Source organism: Microbacterium sp. NPDC076911 (assembly GCF_040687125.1).
In the GTDB taxonomy this organism is placed as follows: Bacteria; Actinomycetota; Actinomycetes; order Actinomycetales; family Microbacteriaceae; genus Microbacterium.
The window spans coordinates 107,529-122,933 of record NZ_JBFBMP010000007.1; the positions used below are offsets into that span (position 1 = coordinate 107,529).

15 protein-coding genes are annotated in these 15,405 nt (G+C 63.8%); 4 read left to right on the plus strand and 11 right to left on the minus strand.

What is annotated here, in order from left to right; genetic code table 11:
* Positions 1-23 precede the first annotated feature (23 nt).
* Together AB0O81_RS12480 and AB0O81_RS12485 are read right to left on the minus strand one after the other, a co-directional pair.
* On the minus strand, positions 24-1,073 hold the full coding sequence (locus tag AB0O81_RS12480) for an SDR family NAD(P)-dependent oxidoreductase (protein WP_363584732.1): 1,050 nt from the start codon (positions 1,071-1,073) through the stop codon (positions 24-26).
* A complete protein-coding gene (locus AB0O81_RS12485; protein WP_363584734.1) occupies positions 1,070-1,882 on the minus strand; it encodes an MTAP family purine nucleoside phosphorylase in 813 nt (270 codons plus the stop codon). The genes AB0O81_RS12480 and AB0O81_RS12485 overlap by 4 nt, the downstream gene beginning before the upstream one ends.
* Positions 1,883-1,967: 85 nt before the next feature.
* On the opposite strand from AB0O81_RS12485, the gene AB0O81_RS12490 reads away from it, so the two are divergent.
* A complete protein-coding gene (locus AB0O81_RS12490; RefSeq protein ID WP_363584736.1) occupies positions 1,968-2,984 on the plus strand; it encodes a formylglycine-generating enzyme family protein in 1,017 nt (338 codons plus the stop codon).
* Here the strand turns inward: AB0O81_RS12490 and AB0O81_RS12495 are convergent.
* From AB0O81_RS12495 to AB0O81_RS12505, 3 genes are all read right to left on the minus strand, one after another.
* Positions 2,981-3,526: a YaeQ family protein gene (locus tag AB0O81_RS12495; protein ID WP_363584738.1), complete on the minus strand. Its 546-nt coding sequence runs from the start codon at positions 3,524-3,526 to the stop codon at positions 2,981-2,983. The genes AB0O81_RS12490 and AB0O81_RS12495 overlap by 4 nt on opposite strands.
* Positions 3,527-3,559: 33 nt before the next feature.
* Entirely contained in the window at positions 3,560-3,862 is a 303-nt protein-coding gene (locus tag AB0O81_RS12500; RefSeq protein WP_363584740.1) for a DUF427 domain-containing protein, read from the minus strand.
* Between the two features lie 80 nt (positions 3,863-3,942).
* Complete coding sequence (locus AB0O81_RS12505; RefSeq protein ID WP_363584742.1) at positions 3,943-4,443, minus strand: hypothetical protein; 501 nt, start codon at positions 4,441-4,443, stop codon at positions 3,943-3,945.
* A gap of 78 nt (positions 4,444-4,521) precedes the next feature.
* Between AB0O81_RS12505 and AB0O81_RS12510 the strand changes: the two genes are divergently transcribed.
* Positions 4,522-6,624: an alpha/beta fold hydrolase gene (locus AB0O81_RS12510; RefSeq protein WP_363584744.1), complete on the plus strand. Its 2,103-nt coding sequence runs from the start codon at positions 4,522-4,524 to the stop codon at positions 6,622-6,624.
* Between the two features lie 7 nt (positions 6,625-6,631).
* Here AB0O81_RS12510 and AB0O81_RS12515 read toward each other — a convergent pair whose 3' ends face one another.
* Genes AB0O81_RS12515 through AB0O81_RS12535 form a run of 5 tightly spaced genes read right to left on the minus strand, consistent with a single transcriptional unit; the run spans position 6,632 to position 12,835 of the window.
* Positions 6,632-7,432: a DUF1206 domain-containing protein gene (locus AB0O81_RS12515; protein ID WP_363584746.1), complete on the minus strand. Its 801-nt coding sequence runs from the start codon at positions 7,430-7,432 to the stop codon at positions 6,632-6,634.
* Between the two features lie 31 nt (positions 7,433-7,463).
* The gene (locus tag AB0O81_RS12520; protein WP_363584748.1) at positions 7,464-8,156 is read right to left on the minus strand and encodes a phosphatase PAP2 family protein; all 693 of its coding nucleotides are present in this window, start codon (positions 8,154-8,156) and stop codon (positions 7,464-7,466) included.
* 7 nt (positions 8,157-8,163) lie between these two features.
* Positions 8,164-9,138 (minus strand): NAD-dependent epimerase/dehydratase family protein, encoded by a 975-nt coding sequence (locus AB0O81_RS12525; RefSeq protein WP_363584750.1) that lies wholly within the window; start codon positions 9,136-9,138, stop codon positions 8,164-8,166.
* The gene (locus AB0O81_RS12530; protein ID WP_363584752.1) at positions 9,135-11,792 is read right to left on the minus strand and encodes an alpha/beta fold hydrolase; all 2,658 of its coding nucleotides are present in this window, start codon (positions 11,790-11,792) and stop codon (positions 9,135-9,137) included. The genes AB0O81_RS12525 and AB0O81_RS12530 overlap by 4 nt, the downstream gene beginning before the upstream one ends.
* Entirely contained in the window at positions 11,789-12,835 is a 1,047-nt protein-coding gene (locus AB0O81_RS12535) for a 3-oxoacyl-ACP synthase III (protein ID WP_363584754.1), read from the minus strand. The genes AB0O81_RS12530 and AB0O81_RS12535 overlap by 4 nt, the downstream gene beginning before the upstream one ends.
* Positions 12,836-13,068: 233 nt before the next feature.
* On the opposite strand from AB0O81_RS12535, the gene AB0O81_RS12540 reads away from it, so the two are divergent.
* The gene (locus tag AB0O81_RS12540) at positions 13,069-13,239 is read left to right on the plus strand and encodes a CsbD family protein (RefSeq protein WP_363584756.1); all 171 of its coding nucleotides are present in this window, start codon (positions 13,069-13,071) and stop codon (positions 13,237-13,239) included.
* Between the two features lie 144 nt (positions 13,240-13,383).
* Here AB0O81_RS12540 and AB0O81_RS12545 read toward each other — a convergent pair whose 3' ends face one another.
* On the minus strand, positions 13,384-14,130 hold the full coding sequence (locus AB0O81_RS12545) for a FadR/GntR family transcriptional regulator (RefSeq protein ID WP_363584758.1): 747 nt from the start codon (positions 14,128-14,130) through the stop codon (positions 13,384-13,386).
* A gap of 84 nt (positions 14,131-14,214) precedes the next feature.
* Between AB0O81_RS12545 and AB0O81_RS12550 the strand changes: the two genes are divergently transcribed.
* Positions 14,215-15,396, plus strand: coding sequence for a mandelate racemase/muconate lactonizing enzyme family protein (locus AB0O81_RS12550; protein ID WP_363584760.1), 1,182 nt, complete (start codon positions 14,215-14,217; stop codon positions 15,394-15,396).
* Positions 15,397-15,405 lie beyond the last annotated feature (9 nt).

Below are 15,405 nucleotides of genomic sequence, written 5' to 3' on the forward strand. Positions count from 1 at the left end.
AGCCAGGTGCGGAGCGCAAATTCTCAGTCGCGGAGCGGGGATGCTGCGAACTCGCGCAGCCCCTCAGCAAGATCAATCGACGGCATCCACGCCAACTCAGCGCGTGCGCGCTGAGACGACGCAGTGATGTGCCGCACATCCGCTGCTCGAAACTGACCGGTGACGATGGGCGCGGGCCCGTCGCAGACGCGACTCAGTTCGCTAGCGACGTCGAGGATGGTCGACACCGTGCCCGAGCCGATATTGAAGGCTCGGGAAGGTGCCGCATCCGCTCGCGCGGTCCATTCCATCGCCGAGACGTTCGCCGAGGCAATGTCATCGACATGCACGAAGTCTCTTCGCTGCCCGCCGTCTTCGAAGACTCGAGGCGCCTGTGAGTGCTCGAGCGACGAGCGGAAGATCGCTGCCACTCCGGCATAGGGAGTATCGCGTGGCATGCCGGGGCCATACACGTTGTGGTAGCGCAGCATGGCTACGTTTCCGCCGACCTCATGTGCCCAGATGGTGGCGAGGTGCTCTTGAGCGAGTTTGCTCGCGGCATACACACTGCGTGGATCCAAAATGGCGTCTTCGACAGTGAGAGCTGGGCTGAGAATCTCTCCGCTGGCGGGATCACGTGGTTCGAACATGCCGTTGTGCAGGTCTTCCGCGCGACGCGGTCCGGGGCGCACATCACCGTGTTGACCGACGTAGCGACCCTCCCCGTAGACCACCATCGAAGAGGCGAGCACCAACCGCCCGATCTCAGCTCGACTCATCGCGGCGAGAACCTCTGCCGTTCCCACAGCGTTCGAATGCATGTAGTCAGGCGCGTCGCTGAAATCGACACCCATGCCAACCTTTGCTGCCTGATGGCTGACAACGTGCACGTCTTGCATGCAACGGTCAAGCGACGCCGCGTCGGTCACGTCAGCCTCGATGAATTCGACTCCCTCAGGAAGCTCAGGGCGAGTCTGGTGCACCGAGGGCACGAGCGCATCGATGACACGCACGTCCCAGCCACGCGCCAGCGCCGCGACGACGATCCGGGAGCCGATAAAGCCGGCTCCCCCGGTGACAAGTACGCGGGTCACTGCTTCACCACGGCGTCGATTGCGGCACGGTCGATCAGCTCCCGTGCGGTGTAGTCGGCCGGCAACGCTGTGACAATCCGTTCGATCGCGTCGACCAAGCGTGGCTTCGCTTCGCGCAACACGGCGAAGACCGCGTCGGCGGTTACGGCGTCTTCAGACGTCTCCCCTGTGTCGAGATCTGTGACGAGGCACAGAGCCGCGGCATCGATTCCCAGTTCTGCGGCGAGCGCGATCTCGGGATAGAGCGTCATATTCACCAGATCGATGCCGCCAGCGCGGTTGATATGAGACTCGGCTCGCGTCGAAAAGCGGGGTCCCTGAATGACGACAACCGTTGCGCCGTCGCTGAGTTCGGGGCACGCGTTGAGTGCCACCTGTCGCAACTTATTATCGAACGGGTCAGAGAACGGCAGGTGTCTGACCACGTTGCCCTCGAAGAAGGTATCTGCGCGGCCGTGCGTGCGATCCACAAGCTGGCTGGCCAGCGCGATGGTGCCAACCGGCAGTTCGGGGTTGAGCGAGCCCACTGCGGCGGTAGAGATCATGGCCTTCACCCCCAGCGCGGCGAGCGCCCAGATGCAAGAACGTGCGTCGATGCGGTGCGGGGGAACCGAATGGTCACGCCCGTGCCGAGGAAGGAACGCCACGACGTGCTCGCCAATCCGCCCGATGGTGACGGTCACGGTGGCGCCGTAGGGTGTGGCGATATCGAACTCTTCGCCACGTTCGAAGAGCTCGTAGAGACCAGAGCCGCCAACGACCCCGACCATGGCGTGCGCAGACACGTTTGCAGAGGGAACACCAGTCATCCCCCCACATTGTCACGCCGGCCGCCCGTAGGGCGATCCTCCTCCTTACAAATCGATGACCGCGAGGGCGGCATAGGCTAGGAGAATGGGTGACGACCGCGACACTTCCGAAGAATCCACCTGCGGATCAAACTGTTCGTGCGGAGCACCCTCCCGTGATGAGTTCCTCACGATCGGCGCACCTCCTGCCAAGCGATCCGCTGCGGATGCGACGCCGACAGGCCGGCACGAAATCGCCCAGGTGCTCATTCCCGCCGGCACTTTCATCATGGGCGACTCTTCGGGCGACCGCAACGAAGGTGACGGTGAAACGCCGCAACATGAGGTGATGCTCGACGCATTCTCGATCGACGCCACCTCTGTCACCAACGCCGCATTCGCGCGTTTTGTCGACGCGACCGGCTACCGCACCGAGGCGGAGACGTTCGGCTACTCGGCAGTTTTTCACCTCGCTCTCGCGGCCGAGCCCAGCGACGTCATCGGCCAGCCCCCGGGAACGCCGTGGTGGCTGGGCGTCAGTGGTGCCGACTGGCGGCACCCCGGCGGCCGTAAATCCTCGATCGACGGGCTCGACGAGCACCCCGCTGTGCACATCAGCTGGAACGATGCGGTCGCCTATTGTGAGTGGGCCGGACGTCGCCTGCCGACAGAAGCTGAGTGGGAGCGCGCCGCCCGCGGCGGGCTGGACCGCAAGAAGTATCCGTGGGGTGACGAGGAGCCCGATGCTGGAGGCACATGGCGTGCGAATATCTGGCAGGGGCAGTTCCCTCGCACCAATACGCTCGATGATGGTTTTCTCACCACCGCGCCAGTCCACACCTTCGAGCCGAACGGTTTTGGGTTGTGGCAACCTATCGGCAACGTCTGGGAGTGGTGCGCCGACTGGTTCGATTCGCGCTACTACGGAGTCTCCCCCGAACAGAACCCGACTGGTCCCGCTCTCGGCCAAGCACGGCTATTGCGCGGCGGTAGTTATCTCTGCCACATCTCGTATTGCAATCGCTACCGCAACGCGGCTCGCAGTCAGAACACGCCCGATTCTTCGATGGGCAACGCGGGCTTTCGCACGGTCGCTGCCGCGACACCGCTGAGACCAGGCTAAGACGCCTCGATGGGGTGGTCATGCACTGCTGAGCTGTACATCGTGCCGTTCACGTCGAGATAGATCTGACGCTCGGTGACCGACAGGGTCATCGTGTTGCGCCGGTCGATGCTGCCCACAGCGTCATCAACGAACCCTTGGTCGAAGCTGTGCAGGGTGATCGATGCCGAGTCATGGATGCGCTTACCCACCCATGCGGCGCGCACCTTTTCGGGATCGCGGTGCGTATAGATCGTGGTGCGGTCCGCCAGCTTGCTCGCGTAGTGCAGGCGCGCCGCATCGGGGGCACCAATCTCGATCCACACCGTGATCTTGCCCGTCAGGTCTCGCACCAGCACCGCGGGCTCTTCGGTCGATGAGATACCCTCGCTGAAGACGATGCCCTCTTCGTACTCAAGGCAATACGCGAGCAGGCGCGTCATCATGTAGATCGCCGTCTCAGAGGGGTGACGCGCGACCCTCAGAGTGAGCTCTTCATACACGCCACGATCGACGTCTGCCAGCTGCACCGCGAAGGTGTGCATTGTTGCTCCGAGTGCCATAGGCACTGAGCCTACGCGTCGCCAGCGGCGTGGCTACTCCCCGACAGTGACGCTGCGGTCGAAAGCGACGAAGCCTGCGAAGTCTTTGCCCACTCGCTCCACGGCACCCGGACGCAGATCCGAGTAGCTCCACGCTCCATCTTTGACAACCTTGTCGCCTACCTTCACGTCGAAGTACTGCGCGGCACCCTTCCACGGGCAGGTGTAGGCAGTGGGGCTCTCGACGAAGAACTCCGAAACGAGGCTTGAGCGAGGGAAATACCAGTTTCCTTCGATGTGGGCGAGATCTTCCTGCTGCGCTTCGGCGATGGTCGTGCCGTCAACTACTGCCTTCATGATTCCTCCTGCCGTGCGATCACCGGGTGGTGATCACTGTCGATACGAGCGTATGCCCGTTCCACAGCATCAGGGCCGGGCTAGTGAAGGCTGGATTCGAGGAGGATAATCAGCACCCCGAAAGCGGCGGTGCCCAGCGCACCGAGCAACCTCACCCACCATCGTCCCTCTCGAATTGCGAATGCGACGAAGCCGAGGACCCCGAGCATAGCGGTCGCCGACAGCAGTGCCAAGAAGATTGCACGTGGTGGTGTGAGCACCTCGAACACCCCAAGTAGCAAGAAAATAGCTGGCAGTACCGCTGCCTCGAGCATTCCCACCGATTCATTAGCACCGTGCGTGAGAGACGCCCATATCGTTGCGCCGTCGGCTCGCTCATCAGCATGGTGAGCGAGCGAGTACGCATACACATGCGCTGCCCAGAACACCACGAGAGTGACGGTGCTGAACACGAAGACCGAAGCGACTGTGTCGCCCTCGTGACGGTTGACGGCCATCGCTGCGATTAGGCTCGCGAAGACCAGCAGCCCATAGATCGCAGACGGCGTTCCGAGGTGGCGCAGCAGACGGTTCTTGACCATGCGGCAAGACTATCGAGCGTGCCACCGCGGTCACGAATGCCAGTGGTTGATCGTGGTGGCGCGGGTTAGCGTTGTGGCATGGCTTCAACCCCGTTCGATTCCCTTGATGAGTTCATCGCACTTCCGCGTGTAGAAGCAGCGGCCTTATCGCCAGACGGCACCACCGTCGTGCTCGCCGTTGCCACATTGAAGAAGGATGCCACGAGCTATGAGCGGGCACTGTGGAGTGTGCGCGCGGATGGTGAAGGCGCGCCTCGGCGGCTGACGCGGTCTGCGAAAGGCGAGGCTGGCGCGGCCTTCACTGCGAGCGGAGACGTGCTCTTCGTCTCGGCGCGGCCTGACGCTGAAGGCAATAGCGACGACCAGCCGGCACAGCTGTGGCTGTTGCCCGCCGCGGGAGGCGAAGCACGACCCATTACCGGGCTGGCCGGCGGCGTTACCGCGATCGCCGCAATCGCAGAGGCGAGCGACCGCATCGTCGTGTCAGCCGCGCTGCTGCCGGGGGCAGAGAGCTTCGAAGCCGATGCTCGACTGCGAAGGCGCCGCAAAGAGAAGAAAGTCTCAGCCATTCTGCACGAGACATACCCGGTGCGGTTTTGGGACCACGACCTCGGGCCGAGCGAACCGCACCTGCTCTCAATCGATGTCGCAGACCTCGACGACACCATCTCAGGCGCTGTCAATGCCGCAGATCAAGAGTTCGAAGATTCGCCAGGCAGCGCGACTGCCGATGAAAACCCATACCCGGCAGCACTCCCGCGGCCAAGCGACCTCACTCCTCGACCTGGTCTCTCAGCCAACATCGCGGGTGCCTCGCTCACTCCTGACGCTCGCACCCTCATCGCGTCCCTGCATCGGCATGAGCAGCGCGGGGGCCGTCAGGCTTTGGTCGCCATCGACACCGAGAGCGGCGCTCATTCGACGCTTCTCGACGATGCGGGGGTGGACTACGAAAGCCCGGTCGTCAGCCACGATGGAACGCGATTTGCCTACCTGCGGTCAGAAAAGGCGACTCCCGCAGGTCCGACTGATACCGAGCTCTTCGTCGCCGCACTCGACGGCTCCGCGCCACAGCGACTGGCCTTGGGGTGGGACCGCTGGGCCACCAGCGTGCAGTGGGATGCTGATGACGCTGCGCTTATTGTGACGGCCGACGACAACGGACGCGGGCCGGTGTTTCGCGTGCCACTTGACGGGTCAGCACCTACGAAGGTGACCGACGACGAGTTCGCCTATACGCACGTGTCGGTCGATCTCGCGAGCGGCGACTTCATCGCACTGCGCTCTTCGTGGGTTGCGCCGCCGCATCCCGTGCGCGTCTCGCGCACGGGGGAAGTCACCGCACTGGCGACGCCCGCATCGGTGCCACCGGCGCCCGGTTCGATCATCGAGGCTGAAACCACCGCCGACGATGGAACCCGCGTGCGTGGTTGGTTGCTGTTGCCTGAGAGCGCCTCCGCAGAAGCACCCGCTCCGCTTTTGCTCTGGATCCACGGCGGCCCGCTGGGCAGCTGGAACGCCTGGAGCTGGCGTTGGGCGCCACTGCTGGCGGTCGCACGCGGTTACGCGGTGCTGCTGCCTGACCCCGCGCTGTCGACGGGCTACGGACTCGACTTCATCGCCCGCGGCTGGAACGCCTGGGGCTCCGCGCCGTACACCGATCTGCTCGCGATCACCGACGCGGTGGAGTCGCGCGAAGACATCGACCACACACGCACCGCCGCGATGGGCGGGTCGTTCGGAGGCTACATGGCGAACTGGGTCGCAGGCCATACCGACCGTTTCAAGGCGATCGTCACGCACGCGAGCCTCTGGGCGCTCGACCAGTTCGCTGGCACCACAGATCTCTCGGTGTACTGGCAAGAGATCTTCACCGAAGACGCGATGCGAGAGAACTCACCGCATCGCTTCGTCCGCGATATCGAAACCCCCCTGCTCGTTATCCACGGCGACAAGGACTACCGAGTGCCCATCGGGGAAGGGCTGCGTCTCTGGTCAGAATTGGCCGAGCACCACGCCGACAGCGAGGGGCGCATGGCCCACCGGTTCCTCTACTTTCCAGACGAGAATCACTGGATTCTAAAGCCCCAGCACGCCGTCATCTGGTATGAGACGGTGTTCGCATTCCTCTCGCAACATGTACTCGGCGAAGAGGTTTCGCGACCGGAACTTCTGGGCTAGACGCGGCTCACATCTTGGCGTACCGAGCGCGCGCGAAGCAGAACAACCCGTAGATCACCAGGCCCGCCCCGACGATCCAGAGAATGACCGACCCGAACGGCAACTGTGCGAGCGAGTGCAGCGCAGCATCCAACCCGCCGGCAACTTCGGGATCGTGAGTGACCGCAGCGACCACGAACAAAATCCCAGTGACCGCCACGGCTGTCCCCTTTGCCACATAGCCGACGGTGCCGAATGTCAGAATGCCCTTTTCGGCTTTGTCGCCGGGTAGGTCCAGTTTTTCTTTGAACGCTTGAGTGACGCCGCGAATGATGAAGGCCACGCCGACGGCGGCGACGCCGAGGCCGACCAGCACAAGCAAGAACACGCCCCCTGGCGCTGCTAAGACGGTAGCGCTGAGAGTCTTGGTCGATTCGGATGAATCAGATTGCCCACCGAGAGCGAAAACGAGCGCGGTGCCGCCAATCGCGAAATAGGCCGCTGCCGTGCCGATGTACTTGACGCGGTAGCCCCACTTCTTCTTCGCATCGGAGTCTCGTTCCAAGAACGCTTCAGCGATCTGCCAGATGCCGAGGGCGAATAATCCGACGGCGATGATCCAAAGCAGGGCGAACCCCAGCGGGTTCTGTTGCAGCGCTTCCATCGCGCCGCCCTGGTCGGCTTCGCCACCGCCACCGGTCGCCACCGAGATCGCGATCGCCCCGATCACGATATGCACGATGCCGAGCACCACATAGCCGATCCGCGCCAGCGTGCGGAAGATAGTCGAGCTCTGCGCTTTTGCTGCAGCGTTCTTAGGGGTGCTCATCTTCGCATGTTAGCGCGATGAAAAGCTCCGGTCACTGGGTCTCGCTGCCCCTGTATAGTTCGCGCGACGCCCGCCGGTCTCGAACCGCCTCAACCGCGCACCACACCAGGGTGGCGACGGCGATCCCTTCGAGCAGACCGGCGACTACATCACTGAGCCAGTGCGCATAGAGGTACGTTCGGCTCCACATCATCACGACCACCCAGAGCGTGCCGAGCGCCCAGATGTGCCAGCGCCTCACGAGCAGCGCCAGAGTGATCGCGAAAGTTGTCGCCACTGCTGTGTGCCCCGAGGGAAAAGATGTCGCGACGCTCTCAGCCAGCGAATTGGCCGGTCGCATTCGCGCGATCACTGCCGCCATCGGCGCACCGATCGCTACGACCACCACGAGCGCGATCGCCAGATTTGCGGCATCCCATCGTCGCTTGCGCCACAGAAAGACTCCGACAACGAAGGCGCCCACGACAATCATGCCGATCGTGCCTCCGACGATCGCGGGAATCCAAGCGATCACGACTCCGACCTCGGAGTACGTCGCCACCATGAGGTCGTGCCACCACACGTCAATCGCGAGGGGTTCACGATCGCCGAACGCGACGACGAAGCGAAGGATGACGAACGCCACCGTTGCCACCACGCCCACGACCAGCGCGATTGGGCGTCGCGGGTCAGGAGCTGGTGGGTGCATCACTCGCGGCGGTGCGATAGGAGGGAGCTCGGTCAATTTCTGCTCACTGCACGGCGGCGTACGACGCTGCCAGCCGCGCAAGTCCCTCGTCTATCGACACAGCCGGCGCCCAATCGAGCGCGCGCTGGGTTTCGCGCTGGTCGAACCAATGGGCGGTCGAGAGCTGCTCAGCCAGAAAACTGGTCATCGGTGGTTCGTCGACGCCGGGCTTGATGGCCCACGCCTTCTCAATGCCCGAGCCAGCCGCACGCGCGAGCCACGAGGGCACGCTCCACGCAGGCGGTGTGACTCCCGCGGCGAGGCAGATGCCCGCCAGCAGATCGCCCACCGGCCGTGGTTCACCATTGGTCAGCACATATGCGTTGCCGTGTGCGTCCTCTGCGCGGTGCAATGCAGCCGCGATGCCAGATGCCGCGTTGTCGATGTAGGTCGAGTCGATGAGTGCCGTGCCCCCGCTCAGCAGCGGCAGCCTTCCGGCGCGGGCTCGCTCAACAACTCGTTCGACAAGCTGGGTGTCACCAGGGCCCCAGACGAGGTGCGGTCGAATCGCGACGACCCGCATCGTCTGGCTGTCGCGTGCAAGAGCCAGCAGCTCGGCCTCGGCCTTGGTGCGCGCGTAGTTTCCGCGGGCGTGCGTGGGCAATGCCGGTTCTGCGCCCACACCGGCAAGTGCGGTGCCAGCGTGAGCGACCGAAGGAGAAGAGACGAACACGAATCGGGATGCTTCGGCGCGCTCAGCAGCATCCAATACGGTTCTCGTCCCTTCCACATTGATCGCGTGAAATTCTGCGGGATCACCCGCCAGCGAGACTTTAGCGGCAAGGTGCACGACCGCATCAGCGCCAGCTACGGCTCGCGAGACAGCAGCCGCGTCGGTGATCGAGCCGAGATAGTCGGCGGCACCCTCGACTCCGGAAGGGCGACGTTGCAAAGTGCGCACTTCGTGACCGGCTGCGACGAGTTCTGTGGCAACCGCGCCGCCGAGAAAGCCCGATGCGCCGGTAACAAGAACGATCATGGCGCGCTCGGAGCCTGACCCGACAGCGTGCGATCGGCCCAGGCCGAAAGTCGCGTGCGGTCGATCTTCGAATTGTGCCGAATATCGGTGGGCAGATCGCTCACCACGAGTACCGCGGCGAGCGTCAAGCCTGAATGAGCACGCACTTCAGCGGCGAGCGCGGAATCTGCGAGCGCAGCGCGACGCGCACGGGGAACAGTCTCGACCACGGCGACCGCTTGGCGCAGTCCGTGCGGGCCGACGCCGACAACCGCTGCGCGGCGCACTCCCGCGACGCGCTCGATCTGCTGTTCGGCGCCGACCGGTGCGACCGGTCCATGCTCGCCGACGATGACGTGAGGAAGGCGACCCTCGACCCAGAGCCTCCCCTGCGCGTCGAGGTGCCCGACATCTCCGGTGCGGTGCCAGCGAACATCCGCTCCCGCAACCGAAGTTTCACGCACCGCCTCACGGTTTGTCAGCCACAGGCGGTCGTAGTGGTTCTTCAGATGCGGAGCAGATACGACGATCTCGCCAAGTACGCCCGCGTTGTCGCTCGGCGTTCCGGTCGCTTGGCCGTCCGCGTCGAGAGCGCTCACCAGCACCCGGCCGGCGCCGATTGCCGCGCCCACGCAGACCCCCGACTCCGGCGATCCGGCGACCCGGCGAATGTCATCGAGAGTGATGTCAGCCACCAACAGGCACTCCGTCATTCCATAGGGAGTATGCGGTGTGGCATTAGGCATGAGCGTGGCAACTTGCTCGAGCAGATCGGAGTTGATCGGCGCCCCGGTGGAAAGAAAAGTGCGCACGCCCTTGAGCGTCTCGCGCTGCGCCGCTGTGAGGGCGTCAGCTGTTGCAACCACGTTCATGATGGCCGCGGGCGATAGGAAGACGATCTGCCCTTGAGACTCATGCACCGCCTCAGCGACCGCAGTAGCAGTGAGCGTGCGCGGCGCTGAAACGTCCATGTGGGGCGTCGCCGAGCGAGTGCCGAGCGCAGGCCCGAGCAGGGCGAATGGTGCAAAGCCGGTCACGAGCCCGGTGTCGTGCGACACCTCGAAGTGCGCGGCGAGCGCGTCGCGCAACGCTGAGAGCTGGGCGTGCGTGTAGACCACGCCCTTGGCGGGGCCGGTCGAACCAGACGTAAAGAGGATTGCGGCGTAATCGTGAGCCTCGGGCTCAGCCGGCTGTGGAGCGTGCTTGCCGAAGGCAACAATGTCGGCGAGGCACGTCTCGACCGAGAGCGCCGCCGCAGTGACGCGAGGAAGCCGCGCTGCAGAGATCTTGACGCCGGGCCAGCCCATAGCGCGGGCGGCTGTCAAGCCTGGGGTCTCGCCGATGATGAAGTCGGGCCGTGCCCCACGCACGGCGCGGGTGAGGCCGCGAAGCCCGAGCCCCGCGTCGGCGACGACTACGACGGCACCGATACGCAAGCACGCGTAAAGCACCGCGGTAAGGGTCGGTCCTGGTGGCACGAGTAACGAAACACGGTCGCCCTTCTCGACGCCCATGGCGGCGAAACCTGCGGCCATGTCGCGCACGCGCTCATCGAGTTGACGCCAGCTCACGCGCAGCGGGCCCGCGGCGCCGCTTGACGCCATATCGATAACCGCGATGGCATCGTCGTCGCGACGCGCATTGAGTTCGTGCCACAGCGGCACGAACGAGTCAGAGGCAGGTACTGCCGCGCGCGCGGACGGTTGCTGAGATGCGATGGCCTGTGCGTTGTCACCGAGCCACGTCAACACCGAATCGGCGTACGGACGGTCTTCGGCGATCAGATGACTCGCCCCCTCGAAGCGGTGCACATCGGCGTGCGGCAATCGCGTCACCAGATCGTCGAGGTAGCGGTCGCTGAAGATCGGGTCGTTCGGGCCCCACAGCAGCAGAGCGGGCACTGTCAGGGCTGCCACGCCGTCTGCGATTCTGGCGAGTTCAGCGAAACTCTCGTGTCGAGCATCGATCGGAATGTCGGCCACAAACCCGCCAATCGCCTCGCGTCGGCCCGCGCCGTGATACGGCGCACGATAGGCATCTTTCACCGCTGCTGACAGCGGCGGCGATGCGAGGGAAAGCGTGGTCTCGAGAAACGCGGTGGTGTGAACCGTAGACGCCGCAAGAATGCCGCGAGCGCCCGCCAGGCGAAGCGGCGCGGGAATCGGCACTCCCTCGGGATGGTGAATCGCCGTGTTCAGGAGGGTCACGGCGGCAAGATGCTCAGGGTGATCGACCGCCCACCCCATCGAGACGACGCCACCCCAGTCGTGCCCAAGAGTTGCTACGCGACCCTCCAGACCGAGTGCGTCAGTGAAAGCAGCGAGATCAACAACGCGCTGCGCCAGCGGGCGATGGATGCCCGAGCGCTCTGAGAAACCCATGTCTAGCTGGTCGACCGCCACCACTCGCCACGCTGCCCTGCCCGCGGCCGCGGATTGCACAGATGCGGCGACGATGCGGCGCCACACATAAGACCAGGTCGGGTTGCCGTGCACCGCGAGAATCGTGCCGATCGGCTCCACGCCCAAGCGACGCAGCTCATCGGCGGTGTCGAGGTAGTGCCAGTCGCGAAGGACTCCTTCGTCGACGCCTCGACCTGCGACGGAGCGAATCCGGCTGAATCGCCGATCGAGTCCGGGCAGTCCTGCAGGAGGAAGCGAGGCCGCCTTCGTCACCAGGCAAGCTCCATCATCGCGGTGTTCAGTCCAGATCCCACGCCCATCAGCAGCACGCGATCACCGCGTTTGAGCGTTTCTTGTTCTTCCGACAGGGTGATTGGAATCGATGCCGGGCCGACATTGCCAAGACGCGCGAATGTCGTGGGGACACGGGAGCGATCAAGCTTTGCCGCTTTGACGATCGCGTTTGTGTGCACCGAAGAGACCTGATGTGTGATGTAGCGGTCCATCGACGACCAATTCCACTCGGTGGATGCCTCTTTCCACGCCGAAACGACCAGGTCGAGGCCACCCTTGAGTAAGGCTTTGGCGTCGGTGAACATTCCATCAACGCTACCGACACACAGTTCGTGGAATTGCGTCGCAGCGCGAGTGACGCCGCCGATGATGCGGTGTCCTTCTGGGTGCTCATCGGCGCGCCCGAGAATCGCTGCTGCAGACCCAGAGCCGAGTGTCAGCGAGGCGAACTCACTCATAAAGTCCTCGCGACCCACGCCCTCGACCGAAAGCCGGTCAATCGTGTTGACCTGAATCTCGTCAGCGTCTTCGCCGTTGACGACGATTGCATAGCGAATCTGCCCGGATTCGATCATGCTCGCGGCAAGATTCATGCCGCTCACAAAACCGAGGCAGGCGTTGGCGACGTCGAAGTTAACGGCCGAGGTCGGCAGGCCGAGGCCATGGTGAAGTCGCACAGCGACCGATGGCTCAAGATGCTTGCGCGTCACCGAGGTATTGATGAGCAACCCGACCTCCGAGGCGTCGACACCTGCTTCGGCGAGCGCGCGCCTTCCGGCCAGCACAGTGGCATCGTCAGATGTCTCGCCCGCCGCCCAGTTGCGCCGCTCGAGCACTCCAGCAACGCGACGTAGCAAACCAGGTCGCAGCCGCAGCCGCTTCAATGCGGGCGCAAGCCGCTCTTCAATGTCATCTGAGGTCGTCACACGGGTGGGCAACACACTTGTGACTGACAACAGCGAGACGTTCGCGAATCGGGTAGTCGCGTTTCCGGCCAACGGTACCTCCAGGTGATGAGGCATCACGCTTGATATTCAAAGAACTAGCCTAGCGCCGCTTGCATGACGCAATGAGCATGTTAGATCGCTCTGACTCTGATACCAGCAATGTGATCGTCCTTCGGCACTCGCCTGATCCGCTGCATTAGCCCCGCGCGGGCAAACGGTCAAGCCCCTTCCCGCTACTCACCGCGACGGTTCAAATAGACCCTGAGCCGCCAACCGCTGCGCGCTCTGTCACGACGAAGGAGAACACTATGGGTGTAGACGACAAAATCAAGAACGCTGCCCAAGACCTCACCGGCAAGGGCAAAGAGGCCGCGGGAAAAGCGACCGACAATGAGCGCCTCGAAGCCGAGGGACACGTTGACCAGGCCGAGGCGAAGGCCAAGAAGGGCGTCGAAGACGTGAAGGACGCCTTCAAGTAACCCGCCAATTCAAAGGTGGTCGAGACCGAGCGTCTCGGCCACCTTTGCTTGCGTCGCACCGCTCGTCATTGTCTTGCTGTGTGACCTGACCAATCACGACAATCGAGCCGGGTCGCCCAGGACTGCTGCTCGTGCCCTTGCCCGTTAGTCGCGCGGGTGGGTCGGCAGGCGCCGGCGATCCCACGAGCCCAAGATATGAGCTTCCATGGCTTGCCTCGCGGCCTCACGATCGCCCGCGACAATGGCGTCAAAGATCCGCTGGTGTTCTGCGTGGGTGATCTCGAACGCTTGCGCCGGGTCGACACCGTGATAGCGGCTGCTCTCCAGCGCGCGCTCGAACAGCCCGTGCGCGACGTTCTCGGCAAGGATGTTGCCCGACAGCTGCATCACCAAGAGGTGGAACCGCACGTCGGCGTCACGGTAGGCCGCCGAGTCATGCAGCACCGATTCCATCTGCTCGAAGCTGGCGGTTAGTCGTGCAAGATCGTCGCTCGTGCGCTTGGCAGCTACCGCGCCCGCCATTGCCGCTTCGAGGGCCCCGCGAACCACGCTCAAGTCGTCGAGAATTCCGAGTGCATCATCGTGGCCAATGAGCGACGAAATCACCAAGGGGTCAAGCAGATTCCAGGAAGACATGGGGTTCACGTGAGTACCGCGCCCCTGGGCGACGGTCACCATGCCTTTTTCTTGCAGGCGCTTGACGGACTCGCGAATCACCGTTCGGCTCACACCGAATTCCTGACTGAGAACTGCCTCTGGCGGCAACGCGTCTCCGGGGTGAATCTGACCCGACACGATGGTTTCGACGAGCTCTTTGAGCACCGTCGCGCCGATCCGGTCGATCGGGACGCGCGGAGTCGCGGAAGAAGAAACAGCGTCGCCGATGGTCACATTCGACACTCTAGACCGTGCCGGGCGCAGTGGACACATCCCACACCGCACACAGCAGACATATGATGTATGCTGTTCCTATACTTGAGTGATTCGGGAGTCGAAGGCGATATGAAAATCACGGGATACCGCTGCTTGCGGACCTTTCACGACTGGGGTCGCCCCGTCGGAGATGCCAACGGCTACATCGATTCGGGCCTCACCGACGTTCCCCTGGTGATTCTCGAAACGGATAGCGGCCTTGAAGGCATCGGCATGGGTTCGCACCATGACCTCGACCGGCTGTTTCCCGCTCTTGAAGGTCAGGACCCTCGAGCCGTGTCGTCGTTGTACGACCGCATGCTCGCACGCGTATTCAAGAGCGGCCACGGCGGAGCAACATTCGGCGGCGTCGGCACATTCGACATGGCGCTGTGGGACCTCAAAGCGAAGATCGCCGACGAACCGCTGTGGCGCCTGCTCGGCGCATCCGACCGATTCGTTCCGGGGTACGCCTCTGGCCTCGACATCGCGCTCGACAACCAGCGCCTGGCGAAGTTCTATGAAGAAATGGCAGATCGCGGCTTTACCAGCGGCAAGCTCAAAGGCGGGCGCGACGCCGCGCACGACATTGAGCGACTCGAGATTATGGCGGATGCGCTCCGCCGCAACGCTGCCGAGCCTGGCCTCATGCTCGATGCAAACGAGTCTTGGAACCTCAAGCAGGCCGTGCGCTACGTGTCGAAGGTCGAAGAGCACGTCGATCTCACGTGGATCGAGGAGCCGCTTCGCCGCTGGGATGCTTCGGGGTTCTCACGTTTGAGCAAGTCGGTGCGAGCAGCTGTGGCGACCGGCGAGAACCTCACCGGTCTGGAACAGTTTCGACCACTTCTGGATGCGGGCGGGGTAGACGTCGTGCAGGCCGGTGCGGTCTGGGGCATCACTCACTTCCTGCGCGTAGCCGTCGCTGCTCATTCCCGAGACCTGCCCGTGAGCCCGGTAGGCCTCACGGCGAACCACTCCGTTGCCGCAGCAGCCGCCGCGGTACCCAACCACATGTCTGCAGAAGTGCAAGATCTGGGCGCGCCCTTCGGGCTCACGATCGACCAAGAATTCAGCGACGGCGGCATCGTGCTTGGCGATGCGCCGGGCGCCGGGATCTCGATCGACGAGGTAGCGATCTCGGCACGACAAGCGTCAGCATCCTGGCTCACTGCGGCCGGCCCACACGTGCGATCAGACCGCACCGGCCTGCGTCTGGTGACCGACCCCACCTGGGGAATCTAGCCGCGTCGT

Coding starts and splice junctions, on each gene's coding strand:
- AB0O81_RS12485 (WP_363584734.1), bottom strand. CDS start 1,882: ATGACTGGTGTTCCCTCTGCAAACGTGTCTGCGCACGCCATGGTCGGG.
- AB0O81_RS12495 (WP_363584738.1), bottom strand. CDS start 3,526: ATGGCACTCGGAGCAACAATGCACACCTTCGCGGTGCAGCTGGCAGAC.
- AB0O81_RS12510 (WP_363584744.1), top strand. CDS start 4,522: ATGGCTTCAACCCCGTTCGATTCCCTTGATGAGTTCATCGCACTTCCG.
- AB0O81_RS12535 (WP_363584754.1), bottom strand. CDS start 12,835: ATGCCTCATCACCTGGAGGTACCGTTGGCCGGAAACGCGACTACCCGA.
- AB0O81_RS12490 (WP_363584736.1), top strand. CDS start 1,968: ATGGGTGACGACCGCGACACTTCCGAAGAATCCACCTGCGGATCAAAC.
- AB0O81_RS12500 (WP_363584740.1), bottom strand. CDS start 3,862: ATGAAGGCAGTAGTTGACGGCACGACCATCGCCGAAGCGCAGCAGGAA.
- AB0O81_RS12515 (WP_363584746.1), bottom strand. CDS start 7,432: ATGAGCACCCCTAAGAACGCTGCAGCAAAAGCGCAGAGCTCGACTATC.
- AB0O81_RS12525 (WP_363584750.1), bottom strand. CDS start 9,138: ATGATCGTTCTTGTTACCGGCGCATCGGGCTTTCTCGGCGGCGCGGTT.
- AB0O81_RS12540 (WP_363584756.1), top strand. CDS start 13,069: ATGGGTGTAGACGACAAAATCAAGAACGCTGCCCAAGACCTCACCGGC.
- AB0O81_RS12505 (WP_363584742.1), bottom strand. CDS start 4,443: ATGGTCAAGAACCGTCTGCTGCGCCACCTCGGAACGCCGTCTGCGATC.